Origin of the sequence: Synechococcus sp. PCC 7502, from assembly GCF_000317085.1 — a bacterium.
Lineage (GTDB): Bacteria > Cyanobacteriota > Cyanobacteriia > Pseudanabaenales > Pseudanabaenaceae > PCC-7502.
On record NC_019702.1, the window covers coordinates 712,191 to 734,095 of the forward strand.

Here is a 21,905-nt window from a genome sequence, read left to right on the forward strand (position 1 = left end):
AACATGACTAAAGACATAATGGCAACCTGTGCCGAACTCAGCAAACTCAGAGACCTTGTAAACCAAAGATTTGGCTTTAATTTCACAACTACAGGAAATTTCTGGCTTCCCTTAGTGTGTACAGCTAGAGGTACTATCTATGGTGAGGTGATCACTCAAGTTGCCCCTAATCAATACCATCAGCCCTATCATTTACCCGATCGCCACAGGCAGCCTCTATACCGCTTAGGATTTAAACTCCTAGATTATCTCAACGCTCCTCCTGCGGTTTATTTACTCCAGTTTGATATAGTTCCTCTATTTGAAAATGAGGTTGAGAATGATGGGAAGTTTTTATTTGATCGCCTAATCCCATTTCCCGATCAACCTGCGATCGCTTCTGTCGGAGTGCAAGAACCAAATTTATACGAGTGCCATCTTCTTTGTACGACTAACCAGCCTATCTACGATCTGGTGATTAAAGCCAAATAATTACTTGGTTTGATAATTCAGTTTGGTGACTCAATAACTTCAGGTTTCGATTCAGGAGTAACAGGCGGATTTAACTTTGGTGATGTGATTGGGGTAGCAGTCGGCTTAGTTGCCACACTAGATTGAGGTCGAGACTCAGGTAAAGCTAGTTCAATTTGATCCAGATTATCCACAGGTGCGGTTTTGGCGATCGCTGGCACAACAGGTTCTACTTTTTTAGCTTTTTTCTGGACTTTGACTTCAGGTTCGACTCGAATTGGTGGCTCAAATGACCGACCAGTCGTTGGTGGAATTAGCGGCATTAAGGGGCGTAAAACTTGTGCGGATATTCTCTGGGCATCTTGGGATTTAGTAACAGCAAAATCCACAAAGGGCAGTTGCTCTATTTTTTCAGAACTATTTTTAGCTTCAGGAGGGAATAACTCTAGGTTTTGAATCGTACTAGATTTAGTATCATCTTTTGCTGGTTTAATTAACCGATTTAGTCCCGAAGGATCAACCCACAGATAACCAATGGTTGCACTGGAAATCAGCAGTAGGATCATAGAGATAATTCCCACAGGACTGAGCAACTTAAATGTTGATTCTGGCGATTCTTGAGAATATTCTGGAGAATTTTGCTGATATTGATCTTCTAATTCTGATCTGGGGAATATGTCTGTAAACTCTGTAGTGATTAGGTCTTGAAACTCTTCATCTAGGGTATTTTCTAAACCCGTTGGTTGTTGATCGTCCAAGTAGGATAAATCTAAATTTTGCGTATTTGGCTCTGAATCTGGTTCTAAATATAAGTTGAAATCTGAGTTTGCAACTGTATTTGGATGAATGTTAGTTAAACTAGCTTCACCTTTATATCTGGCTAGTTCTTGATCAAGATTAAGCTCTAAACCAGCAAGAGCTGTCTTTAATATAGGATTTACTGATGTCATAGCTTCATAAAAAAATTTATAATAAAACTTCTAATGATTCTGAAAAGCTTAGGCTTTGACCATACCTGATAATAGATAAATTTCTTGAATATCCTGTGGTAAAAGTTCTGTAATCGCCAAACTTGCCCTAGCAATCAATGCCTCAATATCTTTAACTTGATACCCCTCCCCCTCGGAGCGTAAATAGGCAGCAATGCGACTGGAACTCCAATCAAAGGTCTGGGATAAAACTAGCACTAACCGTAAATCCTTTGGTAATGCTGCTAATGCTTGATCCAGATACCATAAAAATGGCGGGGAAGTCAAAGCTGGGTTATAGTCCATTACGTTGTTATTTTTAGTGGCGGTTTTAATGTTTTTAATATTGTTGCGATCAAATTCGTTAATTACCACGGCGGCAATGTCTGTCAGAAAGCTTTGCAAAGAGTTACTAATTTCTAGATCAATTAACCTTAGCTCTTGAAAAATTCGCTTCCATACCTGTACAAATAAATAATCTGCCTCTATGGGCGATCGCTCTACATCATGGGTCAAGGTATAAATAATCTGTCCATATCGACAAAAAATTAAGACTAAATATTTCCCCGACTGTGGCTCTGCCCGAAATGAAGTCAGAAGTTCTTGATCTGTTTTTCCAATAAGAGGCTTAACCAATGGATGATTAGTTTCTATAGGTTTAAACACCATATATATCGAACCAAATTACTAACTTTAATCATAAATCTAATCCAATAAACAGGCAGGCAAATTTGCACCAGATTAGGCTATATTCACATACCCATTGATCAAATAATAGATTAAATAACTTAATTCAATAATTTTAATAAGTAAGCTTAAGCTATGGAAAATTCTAACTTTCACCCCCTAATCATCCAACTTAGCGATCGCATTGAAGCAATCTGGCACCAATATCTAAATATCTCCGACTATGAAATGCCCGCAGACCTGGGCTATGTGGAAGGCAAACTGGAAGGAGAAAGACTAACAATCCAAAATCGCTGTTATCAAGCTCCCCAATTTCGCAAACTCCACATCGAGCTAGCACAAGTCGGTAGCAATCTCGATATTCTTCACTGTGTTATGTATCCTCAATTTAACTATCCTTTACCAATATTTGGAGCAGATTTAATTGGTGGTAAAGCGGGAATTAGTGCAGCGATCGTGGATATTTCACCTACAGTAACTATTCCTGACACCATCAGTGAGCCAATTAGAGCATGGCAAGCATCCCAACCCCAGTTTAGCCAGCCTCGAGAACTACCTGCATGGGGGAAAAATATTTTTTCAGAATTTTGTATATTTGTCCGACCTCAAGGGCAGCTAGAAGAAAATTTATTTTTGCAAACCCTCGAAAAATACTGCACCCAAGTTTGTACGGTTGCTTCTGAATTAGAGTCTGTTTCAGAAGAGATCAAAACCATCATTCAAGATCGTCACCGCCATTACTGTCAGCAGCAGCAACAAAATGATAAAACTCGACGCATTCTCGAAAAAGCCTTTGGGAAAGAATGGGCTGACCGCTATATGAACACAGTTTTATTTGATGTGGTCTAACTCAATTTCTATAAATTTATATTTGAGTTCATAAAAATTAAAAAATAATTGAGACAGCACCCTCAAGACTGTTTGGCAAACCTTGACTAGATAGTTTATATTTAGTTGAACAGAAAAACTTAATTAGATTTAATATTTAGTTAAGCTTAATATTAAAGCAGCATTACCACCACTAACATACTGCCGTAGTCACAATGATTAAAGATAATGTTTTAGAGCTAGGCAATCATAGCTCTCGAGATGAGAAAGCAGCTTTGGCAGCAGATGCCGAACAAATTACCCGTCGCCAAGTCACTCCATCCCGTAATAACACTATCACCAGTACAAGGCAGCAGGTATTACCCGATTCCGAAACTGAAAATATCATGCTTAGTAGCGCAGCTAAAATTAAAGTGATTGGTGTTGGCGGTGGTGGTGGCAATGCAGTCAACCGTATGATTGCCAGTGAAATTAGTGGCGTTGAGTTTTGGTCACTTAACACTGATGCTCAAGCTTTACTGCAATCTAGCTCACCCAAACGCTTTCAAATTGGGCAAAAAATTACTAAAGGGCTTGGTGCTGGTGGCAACCCTGCGATCGGACAAAAGGCAGCAGAGGAATCAAGAGCCGAAATTGCCCATGCCCTCGAAGGAGCCGACCTAGTATTTATTACTGCGGGAATGGGTGGTGGAACTGGGACTGGTGCTGCTCCAGTAATTGCAGAAATTGCCAAAGAAGCAGGGGCATTAACCGTTGGGATTGTGACTAGACCCTTTACCTTTGAAGGAAGAAGAAGACTTCAGCAGGCTGAAGAAGGCATAGACGCGCTGCAAAGCCGAGTTGATACTTTAATTATTATTCCCAACAATAAATTACTATCGGTCACAGCAGAACAAACCCCAATCCAAGAGGCTTTTCGAGTTGCTGATGACATTCTGCGCCAAGGCGTACAGGGTATATCAGACATGATTACTATCCCTGGGTTAGTTAATGTGGACTTTGCCGATATTCGAGCAGTGATGGCAGATGCAGGTTCTGCATTACTAGGTATTGGTATCGGTTCTGGTAAGTCTCGGGCAAGGGAGGCAGCGATGACAGCAATTTCCTCACCGTTACTAGAATCTTCCATTGAGGGCGCAAATGGTGTGGTGTTCAATATTACTGGTGGCTCTGACCTTACTCTTCACGAAGTTAATGCTGCTGCCGAAATTATTTATGAAGTGGTTGATCCCAATGCCAACATCATATTTGGGGCAGTAATCGACGAAAAAATGGCAGGGGAAGTAAGAATTACCGTTATAGCCACAGGATTTAGTAATAACCCTGATGGTTCAACGTACCGCAGGTCTTCGACTTTAGGTGGATTTGATGCGAAAAATACTAAGCCTAGTTTGGATATTCCCGACTTTTTGCAACGCCGTCGTCCTAATCGCTCTTAGCTAATATGCAGTTAAGATATTAAATAATAATTATCTGGATTTATATAAGGTGATTCAATCAACTAAGGCTAAGTATCAATCAAGATTTATCCCTGTTGCAGGAACAGATGATCGGCTCAGGCTATTTGCTGGTTCTGCAAATATTCCATTAGCTCAAGAAGTAGCTCGGTACTTAGGAATGGGACTTGGTCCAATGGTGCGTAAAACCTTTGCCGATGGAGAAATCTATGTCCAGGTACAAGAATCTATCCGTGGTTGTGATGTTTACTTAATTCAGCCTACTTGCCGCTCAGTTAATGATAATTTAACCGAGTTGTTAATTATGATTGATGCCTGTCGTCGTGCCTCTGCCCGTCAGATCACTGCAGTCATGCCCTACTATGGCTATGCCCGTGCCGATCGCAAAACCGCAGGTAGAGAATCTATTACTGCCAAATTGGTGGCAAACTTAATTGTCAAGTCTGGGGCGGATCGGATTATTGCCATGGATTTGCACTCAGCCCAAATTCAAGGATATTTTGATATTCCCTGCGATCATGTTTATGGTTCACCGGTTTTATTTGATTACCTTTTGAGTAAGAATTTACCTGATATTGTTGTGGTTTCTCCAGACGTAGGTGGGGTGGCTAGAGCTAGGGCATTTGCTAAAAAGCTAAATGATGCTCCGATCGCAATTATTGATAAACGTCGTCAAACCCATAATGTGGCTGAGGTCATGAATGTTGTCGGTGATGTGGCGGGGAAAACAGCAGTATTAGTCGATGATATGATTGATACGGCGGGGACTATTCATGAGGGTGCTAAAATTCTCAGAAAAGAAGGTGCGCGCCAAGTTTATGCCTGTGCTACCCATGCGGTATTTTCGCCCCCAGCGATCGAGCGGCTATCGGGAGGTTTATTTGAAGAAGTAATTGTCACGAATACGATTCCTTCGGATGCTCAATTCCCACAGCTTAAAGTTTTATCCGTAGCTAACTTAATTGGCGAAACAATTTGGCGGGTACATGAAGATACTTCCGTAAGTAGTATGTTTCGTTAATTTAACCTTGCCATTCTAGAGTTATGACTAAACCCAAACCTAAATATATTTCCTCGGAGCATTATCGACAGATGTTAGTTCGGGATGGCGATCGCCGCTTTCAGGAATGGCATAGTAAGTTCTTAAAATATCAAAAAGATTTTATTAATCGAACTAAATAATTCGTTCACCACTGGATGCGCCCATTAGATAAAGTAGGCTCATGCGGGTAGCAACGCCATTGGTTACCTGTTTATCAATTAGGCTCAGGCGGGGATCATCCATCAAATCTGAACTAATTTCTACGCCTCGGTTCACTGGTCCAGGGTGAAGAACTTGTACTTTAGGGGAGCATTTAACTAGGCGATCGCGGTTAATGCCAAATTGAGTATGATATTCCCGTAGGCTAGGTACTAGAAACTGCCCCATGCGCTCAGTTTGCAGGCGTAAAGTCATAATGAAATCCGCATCTTCTAAAGCGGGTGCTAGGGTGTGATGAATAGTTACCCCATAGCTACTAAAATCTGCAGGTAGTAAAGTTGGGGGAGCGACTAAATGCACATCAGCCCCCAAGGTAACCAAGCAATAAAGATTAGAACGGGCAACGCGGGAATGGAGTATATCGCCAACAATCAGAATTTTTTTGCCTTTTAGATCATGGACGGATGGATATCCCAGGTTTAAGTAACTAGTTAATGTAAATAAATCGAGTAAAGCCTGACTGGGATGCTCATGTTTGCCATCACCTGCATTTAAGACTCCCACATTACCACTTAGTTTATCCATATCCTGAGCGATCGCTAGTGGTACTCCTGAAGCTTGATGCCGAATCACCATAATATCGGTACCCATTGCCAGAAATGTGCGGGCAGTATCTAAGATCGTTTCACCTTTAGATAAAGAAGAACTACCCGGGGCAAAATTTAACGTGTCTGCTGAAAGTCGTTTTGCTGCTAACTCAAAGCTGTTGCGAGTGCGGGTAGATGGCTCAAAAAATAAATTAGCAACGACCTTACCTTGGAGAGTTGGAACTTTTTTGTTGCGCCGAGATAAAACTTCCCTAAAGGAGCAAGCTGTTTGGATTACCAATTCATAATCAGATACCGTAAAATCCTCTAAGGAAATTACATGTCGCCAAGTTCTTGTACTCATTCAGTTAAATTAATAATCACTCCTACTGGCGCAGGCAGAACCATATCACTGGGTAAAAAGGTGCGAGATGTTACTAGAACTAGGGTAAAGATAAAAATCACAAAAATAATTATGGGAGCAATGTACTGACGGAAGAATTGCATAGGTTTAGAAATCAGTGTGTTGTTCTAGGTATTGGTTTATATCTTCAATTAAACGGCTCAACTCAGCCTCTGTGGTAAGTCTAATCCGATCATCCCTAAGGGTAATTAAAACTTTGGCGGCATAGGGATTAGCCCAAATATTAGGATTACAGAAAATTTCTAAAAATACCTCGCCCGTATGTTGATATTCCAGATTGGGTTGGGGAGATGATTTGGTTTTTGCTACATCCCCACTGGGCTTTACCGCCACTAGTCGCAGTCTTTCCATCAGTTGATTAATGTGCGATCGCAACTCACGGGCAGACTCGGGCGAAAAATTAATATCAACGGAACCTTCTTGCAGATTAATCTTGAATTTAGGTAGCGGTCGAGGCATAGAAACAAACTTTATAGTCTCAACATTTTATAGCAGTTTTACTGAACCCGACTAAGTAAAAATAGTCCTGCCCCTAAACCAATTAAATTAGGCAACCAAGCTGCTGCGATCGCACTTAAAATTTCCACCTGCCCCAAGGCTCCACAGATAAATAGCAACAAATAGTAGCCAAAGATAATCAAAATACTTAACCCAAATCCCCTCGCAGCACTGGTTCGTTGCGGACGCATACCCAAAGGGGAACCAACCATAGCAAAAACCACACAAATAAAGGGTAAGGCATACTTTTGCTGGAGGCTTACCTCTAGTTTTTTTACCTCCTTGTAATTACCTGATGCTCTGACTAGCTCAATATGGTTTGCCAATTCACTAATATTCATTTCAGCGGAATTACGCTGCTCATTTGCCAAATCCAAGGGCGCACGGGGTAATCTTAGTTGTTGGCGATCAAATCTCAAAATGCTGCGATAGGAACCATCGGTACCAATTAAATAGGTCGTACCATTTTCTAAATCCCAGACATTGCGATCGGGTAGCCAAACGGCGGATTCTGCTGATAAGACCTGCTGTAAAGTACCTTGGGAAAAGTCTAGGATCGTCAACCCTAACATCTTAGTGCCATCAAAGCGACGGGCATAAAAACTGCGAATTAAACTTTGCTCTTTACCTCCATTAGGTTGGATAACTTCCCCATACTGCTGGTAAAAAATATCCTTGCTCTTAAACTGGGGATTATCTTGTTTTAAGGCAGACTTTAAAATAGTTTTAGCTTGCCAATTGGCAGATGGCACCACCACTTCACTAAATAAAAAAGTCATCCCCGAAATAAACAAACTGAGGACAAGGGCTGGAACCACTAAACGATAGGGGCTTACACCCGAACTTCTTAAAGCTGTAGTTTCGCCATCCGTAGAAAGCCGACTATAGGAAATAAGAGTGCCCAGTAACACGGACATCGGAAAGGAATACATCATGAATTGGGGTAGCTGCAAGGCAAAAATCTGAAGTGCCGTCACAATACCTAAACCTGCATCGGTAATTAACCGTACTAACTCAAATAGTGAACCAATCACAAGGGCGATCGAGGAAAAAGCCCCAACTCCAAATAAAAATGGAGCTACCATTTCATTACTTAAGTAGCGATCCATGATCGAAATATAGGGAACCCAGTGCCTATGGCTTGATGACTTAATTTTGGTACGAGTTGATTTAGTTACGCTTGCCATTATCTAGCACAAAAGTTTATAGAATTTTATATGAATACTAATATTAATAATGAGTAGTTTGGGATAAACCCTTAAACCTGAAGTTTAAAACTGAAAGTTTTCACCTAAGTAGTATTTGCGAACTTCAGGATTACTGGCAAGTTGTTTGCTGGTACCTGCAGCTAAAATTTCTCCATCTCTAAGGATATATGACCGATCAGTAATTGCTAGGGTTTCCCGAACATTGTGATCTGTAATTAGTATGCCAATATTGCGATCGCTCAGTTTGGAGATAATTTCTTGAATTTCCGCCACAATAATTGGATCAATGCCAGCGAATGGCTCATCTAGTAGTAAAAACTTAGGATGAATCGCTAAGGCTCTGGCAATCTCGGCTCTACGTCTTTCTCCGCCTGAAAGTTGAATGCCTTTACTATTGGCTACAGATGTCAGTCTAAATTCCTCTAATAGTAAATTAATTTCAGCTTGTCTTTGGCGCAGGGGAATATGAGCTTGTTCCATCACTAATAACAAATTATCACGCACGGATAAGTTCTGAAAAATAGTTGGTTCCTGTGCCAAATATGCCATGCCCAGTCTTGCCCGTTGATGAATCGGGAGGTCGGTAATATTGCGATCGCCCAAAAATACTCTTCCCTGATCTGGTTGAACCAAACCAGTCGTGATATAAAAGCTGGTGGTTTTCCCCGCTCCATTGGGACCTAATAAACCTACGATTTCCCCTTGATCAACATTAAAACTAACTTGATGTAAGACTTGGCGTTGACCATAAACCTTACTAACATTGTCAAGGGCGATCTTCATTTTTTTATTTTTATGCCTATTTATACCTTAAACTTTGCCTTCATTACCTTAGCAGCATAAGCATAGCCCCCATCAGCTCCATCGATAAAATGTACCTGCCGACCATTGCGCTCAAATACTAAACAAGTCATCAACGCCCGATCAGAAACATGAAACCCATACACTAATCTACCATTCACATATTCTGTCTCCAAATAATTTAGCAGTTGTTTCCTTTGCGCTGTAGTACTAGAAATCACCATCCTTAATAAATCATCAAACTTGCGGTAATCAGTGGCATCTGTAACTATATTTTTATAATCACCCCAATCAATATCCGTAGTTTTGAGCTTAAGTTTGATCACAATCCATGCCAATAAGTTCTCAAGGGTAATTTTTAATAGATAAGACTGCCGACCTAGCCAACTAGTTTTTTTTGATTTGGCTTTGGTTTCCGAGGATAGTTGCTTTGGACTAAAACTCAGATTTAATCGCTCAGGACTCACAGGGTTAAGTTTATGCTCTGCTCCATAAATTTTACTAATTTTTGTAATTACCCGTTTATATACCTGATCCGATTGGGATTGATTTGCGGTAGTAGCTTGCACAATTAAACTCAAAATCTCACCATGCCTACCATTAATATCCTGCCAACGACATTCTAAGCCTGCAAAATTTGTCACTCCATCACTGCTGTGATGTTTGAGTTGATAGGTATCTGAATCCTTGACTAAGCGTGTAGCATAGGTTAATCCCCCACCTTTGAAAATGGCTTGACTATAGTTGGGTGAAACTTGCAACTTTGCAACCCTAATTTCATGTTCACGCATAACTTTGGCAACGGGAATAATTCCTACCCTTAGATCAATGGCAAAACTGTCTTTGACTAGATTTTGGATGTTAATCAAGGCATTCTGCGCCGATACCAATAGGTTTGCAGGAATTAAGATCGAGGCTCCATCGCCACCAAATACAAAGGGGATGTCAATAGGATCAGCAATATTTAACATTGCCACAATTGTACAGGCACCCACTAAGTTCACATTTTTATAATGTCCCGTTTCTATCAGGATAGTGGAGTTGACAATATCAGTAATAATAATGAACCAACTAGACGGCATTGACGCAAAATTAGCCAACTCTGTAATGTCGATAAACTCATGGATATAGGGTAAGTCACTGTAAAAGCTTTCCTGTAAGTCTGATGTCATATTTTTACACTTTTGAGTTTATTACCTTACACCCCTTAAGGCTAAGATCGCACTACCATAGGCTGCTTGATTATGCTGAGGTTTAATTATTTCGGTATCCAGATACTTTTGGCGAATTACCGTCCATAGCGAATTATTGGCACCTCCACCCGTGGTCAATATTTTTGTCGGAGCAGATGCACCAAGTTCTTGCAAAAGTTGATAGCCATCTCCTTCAATCTTGGCAATCCCATCGAGTAAACCATAGAGAAATTCATGATTACTGGCAGGGCGGGGTGTGATCCTTGGCAGCATTTGGGGATCATTAATGGGAAACCTTTCGCCCATTTGAGGCAATGGATAGTAATTCAGATTAGTTTTAGGATTATTTTGTAAATCATTGAGTAAATCGCTATTGCTGACAATATCTAGGCTGAGACTTGCTAATTCGGCATCAGTAAAAAACTGCTTTAGAACTGCCCCGCCAGAATTTGATGCCCCGCCAACTAACCATAAATTCCCGAAGCGATGACTATAGATACCATAATCAGAATTTGTGATCGGCTTGGGACTAAGGATTTTTAATACTAAAGTGGAACCTAACGAAGTTACAGCTTCACCCACAGATTTGGCACCACTGGCAATAAATGAGGCAGTACTATCGGTTGTACCCGCACAGATTAAACATTGGGGATTAATTTCCCACTTAGTAGCAGTTGCTGGTTGAATTTTGGTGATCGCTTGACCGGGGATTAAAACTTCTGGTAATAACTTGCTAATTTGCAGACTAGTTTTCAGACTAATTTCTAAACCTTGGAGCCAATCGGGATATTGTAAATTTTGGGGATCATAGCCCAGCTTTAGAGCATTGTGGTAGTCACTAATTCCCAGTTGTCCGTGCAGTAGATAAGATAGCCAATCTGCCTGATGAAGAAAATAATAATTTTGCTCTTTAAAGTTTAGATTAAAGTCTAAATTTTTAACTAGCCATAACAGCTTTACTAGACTCGATGTGGAACTAATCGTAATATTCCCCACTGGAGCGATCGCTCTTAATTCTGCTAAGACCTCACTACCTCGTGTGTCATTGTAAAGTAAAGTTGGATAAATTGCTTGTCCCAAGGAATTACAAATTAGCACCGTAGAAGAAGTACCATCAATAGCGATCGCTTGCAGCTTTTGTCTAACTTCTATAGGGATTTGACTAATTACAGCTTTTAGTGCTAACTCCCAACTTTGAATATTATTAATTTCATAACTGGTTCTAGTTTCAGCGACTATACTTTGGTCATTATTAATGGCGATCGCCCTTACCCCCGAAGTACCAAAATCTATCCCTAAATACATGCCAAATATTCCTGTGAGATCTTAATAACTCCATTTATCATTTTCTACCAAATCATGACAAACTTAGTTACAGAGAATCACAGGATTATTGATTATGGCAAATGAAGAACATCTTGCCCTCATTCACAAGGGTGTAGCAACTTGGAATCTGTGGCGACAATCCCATCCCCATATTCAAGACCTAGACCTTTCCGATTGTGATTTTACAGGAGCTAATCTGAGTGAAGTTGACTTTGCAGGTACAGACTTACAAAAAGCAAATTTTTCAGGGGCAGACCTCAGCAGAGCTAAACTACGGCGGGCAACCTTTGGTGAGACCAATTTCAGTAATACTAACCTCAGTGAAGCCGATTTACGCCGAGTTAACCTGTCAGGGGCAGATTTACGGGGAGCAAATCTTAGTACCGCCGACTTAATTGGCGCCGATTTACGACGAGCAACTTTGGAAGGAGCAATTTTAGCTGAAGCAGATTTAAGCCGCACTAACTTAGTTGGAACAAATATGACCGATGCCAATCTGAGTATGGCAAATTTTACGGGTTCAGATTTATCGGGTGCTATTATGATCCGTGCCGATTTAAGAAGGGCAAATATTAGCCGTGCCAACCTCAATGAAGCCGATATTAGTAGAGCAGACCTATCTGGTGTGGATTTTAGCGGTTCTAATCTCAGCCAAGCTAATTTTGAGGAGGCGAATTTCCTTGGCACTAATTTTAGTCGGACTAATCTGATCGAGGCAAATTTTAGTAACACTAATTTTAGGGAAGTTGACCTAAGTGGGTCTGATCTAATTGGGGCTGATTTAAGCAATGCTAACTTTGCTGAGGCTGATCTACGCCGTGCTAACTTGGTGGGTGCCAATTTTAATAATGCTAATCTTAAGGAAGCTGACCTCAGTGGTGCCTATTTAATTGGAGCAACTCTTGTTAATGCCAATATTGTCAGAGCAGATTTTAGGCGTGCCAATTTAATTGGGGCAGATTTAACGGGAGCAGATTTAACGGGAGCAGATCTAGTGGGAGCAAACCTCAGCGGAGCAAACCTCAGTGACTGCAATTTAACCTCCGTGAGTTTAACTAGTGCCGATTTAAGTATGGCAAACTTTGCGAACTGTGACCTTACCAATGCTAATTTATCCCGAGTTCAGGCTTTATCAACTAATTTTAGTGGGGCAATGTTGACAGGGGCAAATTTAGAAGACTGGAGCGTTAATTCTAAGACTAAGTTGGATGATGTGGAATGTGATTACATATACTTGCGTGCCAACCAAGAGCAACGACTTCCAAGTATTGGCATATTTGCCCCCGGTGAATTTACCCAACAGTTTATGATGCTTACTGATCGCCCATAATGCACTGCATTCCCTATAAAAATTTCACTATTCTTAACAATAAATTTTGAGTTCCAGTTTTCGGGTATATTGCCATTTGAAGCATACTGTAAATTAATTAACAATTTTTATGCAAGCGATCGCTAAATTCTTCGGGCAAATCTTAAAACTGCTACAGCAATCTTGGGCAGAACTTGGTCAAGCACCTAGGAGATTATGGGTTTCTGTAGTGGCGATCGCTCTAGTGGTAAGTTTAGGAGCCTGCAGTAGTAATAGCTCAGAGATTACTCCCCCACCTAAGCATAATTTAAATGCCATTAAGCCAGCACCCACTAAGATCACAATTACGGAAGTTTCACCACCCCTCGGAATTCAAAAACTCAGTCGATATTTTGATGCCTACGAGCCTCAGGTTAAGATTGTAGAACCCAAATCCGATCAAGTACTTATGGATACAAAGGTTGCCATAAAATTTGACGTTAAGGACTTACCAATCTTTAAGAATCCAGATTTAGGTTTGGGTACGCATATCCATGTCATTCTCGATAACCAAGAATATAAAGCGAGTTACGATCTGAATCAACCCGTAGTCTTTGAGAATCTGACCGCAGGCACCCACACAATTAGAGCCTTTGCTTCCCGTCCTTGGCATGAAAGCTTTAAAAATGAGGGAGCCTTTGCTCAAACTACTTTTCATGTCTATACCAAAACTAGTGAAAATACCCCCAATCCTCAATTACCATTGCTAACCTATAGCCGTCCTGTGGGTAACTATGGGGCTGAGCCAATTATGTTAGATTTTTACTTAAAAAATACGCCTTTGCACGCTGCCCTACTAGATGAAGACCCAGCTAAGGACTGGCAAATTCGGGTTACAGTTAATAATCAAAGCTTTAATATCGATCAATGGCTACCGATTTATATTAAGGGCTTAAACCCTGGTTTAAATTGGGTCAAACTAGAGTTCCTTGATGCCGCAGGACATGTGGTTCCTAATCAGTTTAATAGCACTGCCCATTTAATAAACTATCAACCCGGTGGTACTGATACTTTGTCTCGCTTAGTAAGAGGAGAAACTATCGAAGGGATTGAAGCGATCGCTGACCCCAACTATTTCCCCAATGACTCTAAAAAAGCTAAGGAACCTGAAGCCAAGGAGCTTAAATCTGAACCTACGGTACCTAAGCCGACACAAGAGCCTACTCAAGTAGTTGCCCCCAAAATCGAACCCCTTGAACTCAGTACACCCAAGCCTGAAACTCCTATAGCCAAAGAAACGCCCGTTAAACTTCCCGAAATTCCTAAAACTATCCCAACACCTAAAGTAGTTATTCCTGAAGTTATTTCAACTCCAGTTACGCCAATTACTAAGTTGAAAATTTCTGAGCCTACTGATACTGAGGATTTCCAACCTGTAGAACAAATCGCTAAGCCCACAGTTACGGAAGTTAAACCAGTTACTCCAGTTATAATTGCACCCAAGTCCCCTGAGCCTGAACCTGCTGTTGAGCTTTCTAGTCCTGCTACTTCAGAACCTGCCGTTAAACCCATAGAATCAGAATCATTACCTAAACCATCAAAAGGATTGGATAGTCTAAATTTAGGTGAAAGATTAAAGCAGGCACGGCAGAAAAAAGTTACTATCACCGATCCCCAAACCAAGCCTGAAGCTGACCTAAAAGTTAATTTGAAAGAAGAAGTAAAAGCAGATGTGGAGATTGATCCCCAAATCAATACTAAGACTGAGCCAAAGCTTGATTAGGTAGATTTAGGTAAATTCAATTTTTGATAAATACCAATGGCTAAAGTTTTATGTTTAGGAGAAATCCTAGTAGATCAAATTGCATCTCCAAGTAGCGAAAAGATCAGTAAGTATTATGGTGGTGCACCTGCAAATGTTGCCTGTGGTTTGGCTAAATTGGGTACAACTTCGGCTTTTATTGGTTGTATTGGGACAGATCAAATCGGAATCGAGTTATTAGAAGTTCTAAATAATAATGGGGTCGATACATCAGGAGTGCAAATTCACCCCTCCGCTCCTACAAGGCAAGTTTATGTGCAGCTTGATCAAAATGGCGATCGCCACTTTAAAGGCTTTGCGGCTCAAACGGATAATCGCTTGGATGATCAAAAAACAGTATTTGCCGATGCTTTGCTGAATGCTGCCGATTTACCTGTTAGATTATTTGAAGATGCTGAATTTTTGGTGTTAGGGACATTAGGACTTGCTTCCGCAGTGACGGCAAAGGCAGTACATCGGGCATTAGATTTAGCTGAGGATAACTTTATAAAAGTAATCGTTGATGTTAACTGGCGACCAATATTCTGGTCAAATCCCGATCAAGCCCCTAAACTAATTAATGACTTAATTTTACGGGCTGACTTTGTCAAATTTTCCGCAGAGGAGGCAGAGTGGCTGTATCAAACTTCTAATCCAAGAGCGATCGCCCAAGAATTCGATCATCTTGAAGGTGTAATTGTGACCAATGGAGATCAGTCATGTCGCTATTATCTGGGAGAATATACTGGGCAGGTTTCTGCTTTTAAGGTGGAGGTTGTAGATGCAACTGGAGCAGGTGATAGCTTTTTGGCGGGTTTTTTACATCAAATTTGCCAAATTAACTTAGATCTGCTTGCCGATCCACCAATTAGTAGTGAAATTATCCGATACGCATCTGCGGTTGGTGCCATTACGACTATGGGTATGGGGGCGATCGCTGCTCAACCCAATGGTTTACAAGTACAAAATTTTTTAAAGGAAAGGATATAAATATGGGCGTTTGGGGCGTAGATAGTTTTGAAAATGATGATTCCGCCGATTGGATCACCGAGTTTATCGCACAGCCCAGTATTACTGCGGTGATTGATACCTTGACCTTAGCGGCAGAAGCGGGCAATGATGACTATTTAGAGTTGGCTGAGGATGCGGCTGTAATTGCGGCGGCAGAAATTGTGGCGGCTCTTAACCACCAACCCAGTGCCGATTTACCCGATGAAATTGCTGAGTGGGTTGCTAGTCAAAATGAGATCGATACGGATTTAATTGATTTAGCTCTACAGGCGATCGCCAGAGTTAAGAGTAATTCTGAACTCCAAGACCTATGGCAAAACAGTACTAGCTTAGATGAGTGGCTGACAGCCGTAAGTAACCTAGAGGAACGTTTAAAATCCTAGGTTTTAATTTTGTAGTCAGTTATTTACCCAGCTATTTAAAAGCTTATTTAATCAGTTATCAATAATCAATTAGTTTAATTTCTCCATTAATTCATCTTTTAATTTATCTAAAATGTCCAAGCTCAACATCACCATCGGTTCCCGCAAAAGTCAACTAGCATTAGTCCAAAGTCATTGGGTACAGGCAGAACTCCAACAAGCATATAGCGATCGCACCTTTACAGTTCAAACCATGAACACCCAGGGCGATAAAATTCTGGATGTGGCACTATCTAAAATTGGGGATAAAGGGCTATTTACCAAAGAACTAGAAGATGCCATGCTCTCGGGAGAAGTGGATTTTGCTGTCCATAGTCTTAAGGATTTACCGACAAATTTACCCGATGGGTTAATGTTAGGTGCAGTAACAAAGCGAGAAAACCCTGCGGATGCCCTCGTCATTAATGCTAAATACAAAGACCACAAGTTAGACTCTCTGCCTGCGGGTGCTGTCATTGGCACTTCATCGTTACGGAGGTTGGCACAGTTACGGCATTACTATCCCCATCTAAGTTTTAAGGATATTCGTGGTAACTTAAATACCCGTTTAGCAAAGCTTGATGCAGGGGAATACGATGGCATTATTTTGGCAGTGGCGGGATTAGAACGATTGGGTATGGGCGATCGCGTTGATGAAATTATTAGCCCAGATATTTCCCTTCATGCCGTAGGACAGGGAGCTTTAGGGATTGAATGTCGCACTAATGATGAGGAAATTTTAAATCTGTTTGCCCCGATCGCCGATGTGGAAACCACCCAAAGATGTTTAGCAGAACGGGCATTTTTACGCGAATTAGAAGGCGGCTGTCAAGTTCCGATTGGTGTAAATACTGCTATTGAGGCGGAAACCCTCACCTTAAAAGGTATTATCGCTACTTTAGATGGAAAAACCCTAATTAGAGGGGAAGTGACGGGGGGAGTTAAAGATGCAGAAGCGATCGGCATTGAACTAGCTAATCAACTTAAGGGTAAAGGCGCACAAGCAATTTTAGATGTAATTATTGCCGAGAATAGAAGCTAAGTCAGAAATCTTTTATGGGTTTGTGTAAGGGGGTACAGGAGCGCAACTCCAGATTAGAATTTGTGTAATCCGATTAATCTTACGCAGAATTGCCTAAAATGATTGCAAACAGGTTCTATAAATCTACGGGATTAACAGCGACTATCCCCTCACCAGCATATCGATTAAAATCAACTGTATTTAACGTCAGAATATGGGTAATTCCATACACCTTCATAACAGCAACAAGATGAGCATCATGAACCTGAATGCCCATAACCTTAAAAGTATTAGTTAACCGCCTCCATTCAGGATAAACAGCTTGAACATCTGGAAGAATCGGGAAAAGACGCTCTACAAGTCGTAAAAGCTTATCTGCTTGTTCAGAACTTAGACCAAACCCATTGCGATCACAGGGTCATGTAGCAACATTTCTAAACTCAATACAATTCTGTGATGCAACTTGCAGTCTAATCCCATCAGTTTGTAGATTACGAATAGCAGTGCGAATAGTTTCGTGAAGAGAATGATTGCGGTCACATAGACGCAGCAAAATATTAGTATCAACTAAATACAACATACCTAAAGATGCTCTTCATAAATTCCATCACGGCTTACCACATAGTCTGATAGTAGAGGGATACCCTCAGTAATAGTAACAAGTTCATCAATTAGGCGATCGCTTAGTTCTTGGCTTTCATTAAGGTTATGTGTTTCTTGCCAAGTCAGATATTCCACAAAATCTAAAATCTCATGTAATCTCATGTAATCTCATGTAATCTCAGTGGCGAAAGCCTACTTATTTTGCTAGTAATGTTGTCGTGGTGTCCATAGCATTTATACTCAAGTTCATCTCATTGTTTAAGTATACCTAGTAGATGAGCATAGATAATTTGGCAGTTGAAACGAAGTTATGGGCAAGGCTTATTCAAACTGTTTTGTCGGTCAATATTTATTTGCTTTACTATCTACTAGCCCAATATTCCCTCCAAAGGAATGTGATTACTTAGAGTGAACGTCTTGAAGAATTTATTTGCTTAAATTAGTCGCTTGAATTATGCATAATCCCTGCCCCACGGATACCATTTCTCCTTCAGTGCAAAGAAGATCAATTACTGTTCCTGCCACATCAGCCACTATATTCATTTCCATTTTCATCGATTCTAAAATCATAAGGCGATCGCCTACTTTTACTTCTTCACCTTTTTTTACAAGAATTTGCCAGACATTTGCAGGAATATGAGATACCACTAGTTCGCTGTTGGGTGGTAAGTCAATACTTGTTTGATCCGATGGCACTTCAGCAGAAGTATTCTCATCCATTAATAGATCATCAGCAATCCACCGTTCTCGCTCTGCCTCAAATGCAGCCTGTTGATTAGCTTTAAATGCTGCGGCTTCAGGGGCGATCGCTGCTAGGAATTCATTATATTTACTCAGGCTAAAAGTCTCATGTTCAATGCGTAACTTAAATCTGCCGTGGATAAAGTCCCGACGATGCTGGAGTAATTCTGCCTCAGACACTGGATAAAACCGAATTTGATCAAAGAAGCGTAACAACCAAGGTTTTCCTGCTTCAAAGTCTTCAGTTTGGGAACTATCATAGCGATAGGTATTCCACATTTGAATTGTGCGCCCAAAAAACTGATAGCCTCCTGGTCCTTCCATGCCATAAACACACATATATGCCCCCCCAATACCCACTGCATTTTCAGGAGTCCAAGTCCGAGCAGGATTATACTTAGTTGTCACTAGGCGGTGACGAGGATCAATGGGAGTGGCAACGGGTGCGCCTAAGTAAACATCTCCCAAACCTAGGACTAGATAGCTGGCATTAAAGATAATTTCTTGCACTGCTTCGATGCTTTCCAGTCCGTTAATGCGGCGAATAAACTCAATATTGCTAGGACACCAAGGAGCTTTAGGATTGACCGATCGCACATATTTTTCAATTGCCAACTGCGTTGAAGGATCATCCCAAGATAGAGGTAGATAGACAATTCGAGTGGGAACTTCCATGTCAGCGATCGCAGGTAGTTCAGATTCGGCATTGATCAGAGTTTCTAATAGGCGTTCAAGGGATAGGAGCCGATGATCGTAATGAATTTGTAATGATCTAATCCCCGGAGTTAAATCCAGAATTCCTGCTAATGGATGTGCCTCTAACCACGACATCAAAGCATGAACCCGAAACCGCAGATTCAAATCCAGTACCATTTCGCCATATTCAATTAAGATATTATCATCTCCCGAACGGCGATATTTTACGGCAATTTGATCATTAGAACCATCAATCTTATGGAGAACTGCCTCTGTATTTAGAGAATTTAGGTTCAGGAAAGGAGAAGAGAGTGGAATAGATTTTGTCTTTACGGCTTGTAAGGTCGTAATTTCTTGATCCTGTTGTGATTTTAGTTGTAGTGCCTGTTCGTGGGTGATGCGAATGAATCGAACGGTATTACCCGGTTTAAGTTGTCCAATTTTCCATATTTCCCCAAGGGCAATCGTGGCGGGACAAACGAATCCTCCCAAACTCGGACCATCCACCGCTAGAATAATTGGCATATCGCCAGTAAAATCGATCGCTCCGATGGCATAGGCATTATCGTGGATATTGGAAGGATGTAAACCTGCTTCACCCCCATCTTTTCTTGCCCACTGGGGTTTAGGTCCAATTAATCGAATGCCAGTGCGGGCGGAGTTATAGTGAACTTCCCAATCCGTGGAAAAGAACATTTCTATATCTTCAGGGGTAAAGAAATCAGGAGCACCGTGGGGACCGTACAATACGCCAATTTCCCAATGTTCAGGATATACAGGGATAAGATTGCTAGATAAAGATGAAGGGGCGATCGCCTGATCAGGATTATTAATAGAATTTAGTTTGAGCACATCCCCAACTCGTAAAATTCTGCCACAATGTCCGCCAAATTTACCTAAAGTGAAAGTAGATTTACTGCCTAAATAATCAGGAACATCAATTCCATTCCGCACAGTTAAATAGGCACGCAGTCCATTGCCGATGATACCTTTAATCTTTAAAATACTACCCCTGCTCACAGAAATTGCTTGCCAAAACGGAATAGAATTACCGTCTATTTCCGCCTCCATTCTTGCCCCTGTGAGACAGATAATCGTATCTGTATTAAATCGTAAAGTTGCCCCATTGATCGTGAATTCTAAACCTGCTGCTGATTCAATATTTCCCACTAAGCGATTGCCATAGCGTAAAGCTAAGGTATCCATTGCCCCCGAAGGTGGCACCCCAATATTCCAATAGCCCACTCGTCCAGGGTAGTCTTGAACAGTGGTAAAGGTTCCTGCCGCTAAAACATCTATGGTCTGAGGAAGATAGGCAAAGGAATTGAGAAAGCGGGTATTCAGATTTCCTGACGCAAACCTCGGATCGGCTAAAATTTGGCGCAAATAATCTAGGTTAGTTTCTATGCCTGCAATCTGACTATGTGCCAAAGCTGACTGCATCTGAGTGATCGCCTCGGTTCTGGTCTCTCCATAGACAATTAATTTTGCCAACAAAGGATCGTAGTAAGGTGTAACTTCTGTTCCTCTTTCAATCCAGCGATCGCACCTTATCTCTTTACCTTCATTAAAAATCTCTTCAGGAAATCTCACATCAGTTAAAATCCCCGAACTAGGCTGAAAGTTTTTCGTAGGGTCTTCAGCATAAATCCGCACTTGAATCGAATGCCCTTGGGGTGAATGTTGATAGGTGTCAAAAAAGCTACTATCCCCTGCTGCCAGCCTAATCATCCACTCGACTAAATCAACACCCGTGACCGTTTCCGTAACTCCATGCTCGACTTGCAAACGGGTATTCACCTCTAAAAAATAGAATTCTTGGCGATCGCAATCAAACACAAATTCTACGGTTCCTGCCGATTGATAATTAACCGACCGACCAAGCCTTAACGCTGCCTCGTATAGTTCTTGCCGTTGTTCATGCGTAATTTCTGGGGCAGGAGTTTCCTCTATCACTTTTTGGTTACGTCGTTGCACCGAACAATCGCGATCGCCCAATGCTAAAACTCGACCTTCACCATCACCAAAAATCTGCACCTCAATATGCCGAGCAGTTTCTACAAATCTCTCTAAATAAATGGCACTTTGCTTAAAGTTATTCTGACTCAACCTTTGTACTGTAGCATATAGTTGCGGCAATTGTTCTTGACTGCGACAAAGCTGTAACCCAATCCCGCCACCTCCTGCGGAACTCTTGAGCATCACTGGATAACCAATCTGCTCTGCTGCTGTTAGTGCTTCTTCTACACTACCTAAAAGTCCAGTACCAGGTAATAAAGGTACTTGATTTTGTTCTGCTAATTCACGGGCGGTATGCTTTAGGCCAAAACTTCGCATCTGTTCTGGAGTAGGCGCAATAAAAATAATTCCTTCTCTGGCACAAGCTTCCGCAAATTCCGCATTCTCACTCAAAAATCCATAGCCCGGATGAATCGCCTCTGCTCCCGTTTGTTTTGCCGCCTCTAAGATTCGTTCCCACCGTAGATAGCTTTCCGATGCTAAAGCCCCACCGATCGCTACTGATTCCCTTGCCATCGACACATGCAGACTATAGGTGTCCGCCTCAGAATAAACTGCCACGGTTGATATGCCTAAGCGATCGCATGTTCGTATAATCCGACAGGCAATTTCACCACGATTAGCAATAAGAATTTTAGAGAACATAGTAATTAAGTAGTCAGGTAAAAATGAGAATATATGAAAAGGATAACTTTT

At 41.2% G+C, this 21,905-nt stretch carries 22 protein-coding genes; 10 read left to right on the forward strand and 12 right to left on the reverse strand.

Features of this window, described 5'->3' with window-relative positions; translation table 11 throughout:
* Positions 1-3 precede the first annotated feature (3 nt).
* Positions 4-471 carry a hypothetical protein gene (locus SYN7502_RS03455; protein ID WP_144050165.1) on the forward strand — a complete coding sequence of 156 codons (468 nt, stop codon included), beginning with the start codon at positions 4-6 and terminating at the stop codon, positions 469-471.
* Positions 472-488: 17 nt separating this feature from the next.
* On the opposite strand, the gene SYN7502_RS03460 is transcribed toward SYN7502_RS03455, so the two are convergent.
* Both SYN7502_RS03460 and SYN7502_RS03465 read right to left on the reverse strand, forming a co-directional pair.
* Positions 489-1,400, reverse strand: a complete 912-nt coding sequence (locus SYN7502_RS03460) for a hypothetical protein (protein WP_015167497.1) — start codon at positions 1,398-1,400, stop codon at positions 489-491.
* Positions 1,401-1,448: 48 nt separating this feature from the next.
* Positions 1,449-2,087, reverse strand: a complete 639-nt coding sequence (locus tag SYN7502_RS03465) for an RNA polymerase sigma factor (protein WP_015167498.1) — start codon at positions 2,085-2,087, stop codon at positions 1,449-1,451.
* Positions 2,088-2,240: 153 nt separating this feature from the next.
* On the opposite strand from SYN7502_RS03465, the gene SYN7502_RS03470 reads away from it, so the two are divergent.
* From SYN7502_RS03470 to SYN7502_RS20055, 4 genes are all read left to right on the forward strand, one after another.
* On the forward strand, positions 2,241-2,954 hold the full coding sequence (locus tag SYN7502_RS03470; protein ID WP_015167499.1) for a phycocyanobilin:ferredoxin oxidoreductase: 714 nt from the start codon (positions 2,241-2,243) through the stop codon (positions 2,952-2,954).
* Positions 2,955-3,319: 365 nt separating this feature from the next.
* A complete protein-coding gene (ftsZ, locus tag SYN7502_RS03475) occupies positions 3,320-4,372 on the forward strand; it encodes a cell division protein FtsZ (RefSeq protein ID WP_371257840.1) in 1,053 nt (350 codons plus the stop codon).
* 52 nt (positions 4,373-4,424) lie between these two features.
* Entirely contained in the window at positions 4,425-5,411 is a 987-nt protein-coding gene (locus tag SYN7502_RS03480) for a ribose-phosphate pyrophosphokinase (RefSeq protein WP_256377886.1), read from the forward strand.
* A gap of 23 nt (positions 5,412-5,434) precedes the next feature.
* The gene (locus tag SYN7502_RS20055) at positions 5,435-5,572 is read left to right on the forward strand and encodes a hypothetical protein (protein ID WP_015167502.1); all 138 of its coding nucleotides are present in this window, start codon (positions 5,435-5,437) and stop codon (positions 5,570-5,572) included.
* On the opposite strand, the gene SYN7502_RS03485 is transcribed toward SYN7502_RS20055, so the two are convergent.
* The 7 genes from SYN7502_RS03485 to SYN7502_RS03510 all read right to left on the reverse strand — a co-directional run bounded on the left by SYN7502_RS03485 (position 5,565) and on the right by SYN7502_RS03510 (position 11,607).
* Positions 5,565-6,542, reverse strand: a complete 978-nt coding sequence (locus SYN7502_RS03485) for an aspartate carbamoyltransferase catalytic subunit (RefSeq protein ID WP_015167503.1) — start codon at positions 6,540-6,542, stop codon at positions 5,565-5,567. The genes SYN7502_RS20055 and SYN7502_RS03485 overlap by 8 nt on opposite strands.
* Positions 6,539-6,685 (reverse strand): hypothetical protein, encoded by a 147-nt coding sequence (locus SYN7502_RS20060; protein WP_015167504.1) that lies wholly within the window; start codon positions 6,683-6,685, stop codon positions 6,539-6,541. Before SYN7502_RS20060 ends, SYN7502_RS03485 begins: the two co-directional genes overlap by 4 nt.
* Before the next feature lie 4 nt (positions 6,686-6,689).
* Positions 6,690-7,061 carry a hypothetical protein gene (locus SYN7502_RS03490; RefSeq protein WP_015167505.1) on the reverse strand — a complete coding sequence of 124 codons (372 nt, stop codon included), beginning with the start codon at positions 7,059-7,061 and terminating at the stop codon, positions 6,690-6,692.
* 38 nt (positions 7,062-7,099) lie between these two features.
* On the reverse strand, positions 7,100-8,287 hold the full coding sequence (locus SYN7502_RS03495) for an LptF/LptG family permease (protein WP_015167506.1): 1,188 nt from the start codon (positions 8,285-8,287) through the stop codon (positions 7,100-7,102).
* Positions 8,288-8,371: 84 nt separating this feature from the next.
* The gene (gene lptB, locus SYN7502_RS03500) at positions 8,372-9,091 is read right to left on the reverse strand and encodes an LPS export ABC transporter ATP-binding protein (RefSeq protein ID WP_015167507.1); all 720 of its coding nucleotides are present in this window, start codon (positions 9,089-9,091) and stop codon (positions 8,372-8,374) included.
* A 20-nt stretch (positions 9,092-9,111) separates the two neighbouring features.
* Positions 9,112-10,281: a DUF3095 domain-containing protein gene (locus SYN7502_RS03505; RefSeq protein ID WP_015167508.1), complete on the reverse strand. Its 1,170-nt coding sequence runs from the start codon at positions 10,279-10,281 to the stop codon at positions 9,112-9,114.
* Positions 10,282-10,302: 21 nt separating this feature from the next.
* A complete protein-coding gene (locus SYN7502_RS03510; protein ID WP_015167509.1) occupies positions 10,303-11,607 on the reverse strand; it encodes an FGGY-family carbohydrate kinase in 1,305 nt (434 codons plus the stop codon).
* A gap of 94 nt (positions 11,608-11,701) precedes the next feature.
* Here SYN7502_RS03510 and SYN7502_RS03515 point away from each other — a divergent pair, with 94 nt between their 5' ends.
* From SYN7502_RS03515 to hemC, 5 genes are all read left to right on the forward strand, one after another.
* Positions 11,702-12,958, forward strand: coding sequence for a pentapeptide repeat-containing protein (locus SYN7502_RS03515; protein WP_015167510.1), 1,257 nt, complete (start codon positions 11,702-11,704; stop codon positions 12,956-12,958).
* A gap of 109 nt (positions 12,959-13,067) precedes the next feature.
* The gene (locus SYN7502_RS18075; RefSeq protein ID WP_015167511.1) at positions 13,068-14,699 is read left to right on the forward strand and encodes a hypothetical protein; all 1,632 of its coding nucleotides are present in this window, start codon (positions 13,068-13,070) and stop codon (positions 14,697-14,699) included.
* A 36-nt stretch (positions 14,700-14,735) separates the two neighbouring features.
* On the forward strand, positions 14,736-15,707 hold the full coding sequence (locus SYN7502_RS03525) for a carbohydrate kinase family protein (RefSeq protein WP_015167512.1): 972 nt from the start codon (positions 14,736-14,738) through the stop codon (positions 15,705-15,707).
* A gap of 2 nt (positions 15,708-15,709) precedes the next feature.
* Complete coding sequence (locus SYN7502_RS03530) at positions 15,710-16,111, forward strand: DUF4259 domain-containing protein (protein WP_015167513.1); 402 nt, start codon at positions 15,710-15,712, stop codon at positions 16,109-16,111.
* Between the two features lie 112 nt (positions 16,112-16,223).
* On the forward strand, positions 16,224-17,171 hold the full coding sequence (gene hemC / locus SYN7502_RS03535; RefSeq protein WP_015167514.1) for a hydroxymethylbilane synthase: 948 nt from the start codon (positions 16,224-16,226) through the stop codon (positions 17,169-17,171).
* A 115-nt stretch (positions 17,172-17,286) separates the two neighbouring features.
* Here hemC and SYN7502_RS20410 read toward each other — a convergent pair whose 3' ends face one another.
* The 3 genes from SYN7502_RS20410 to uca form a co-directional block, all read right to left on the reverse strand.
* The gene (locus tag SYN7502_RS20410; RefSeq protein WP_210391321.1) at positions 17,287-17,427 is read right to left on the reverse strand and encodes a hypothetical protein; all 141 of its coding nucleotides are present in this window, start codon (positions 17,425-17,427) and stop codon (positions 17,287-17,289) included.
* A gap of 305 nt (positions 17,428-17,732) precedes the next feature.
* Positions 17,733-17,915 (reverse strand): hypothetical protein, encoded by a 183-nt coding sequence (locus tag SYN7502_RS03545; protein ID WP_041429213.1) that lies wholly within the window; start codon positions 17,913-17,915, stop codon positions 17,733-17,735.
* Between the two features lie 264 nt (positions 17,916-18,179).
* On the reverse strand, positions 18,180-21,854 hold the full coding sequence (uca, locus tag SYN7502_RS03550) for an urea carboxylase (RefSeq protein ID WP_015167515.1): 3,675 nt from the start codon (positions 21,852-21,854) through the stop codon (positions 18,180-18,182).
* Between the last annotated feature and the right edge of the window lie 51 nt (positions 21,855-21,905).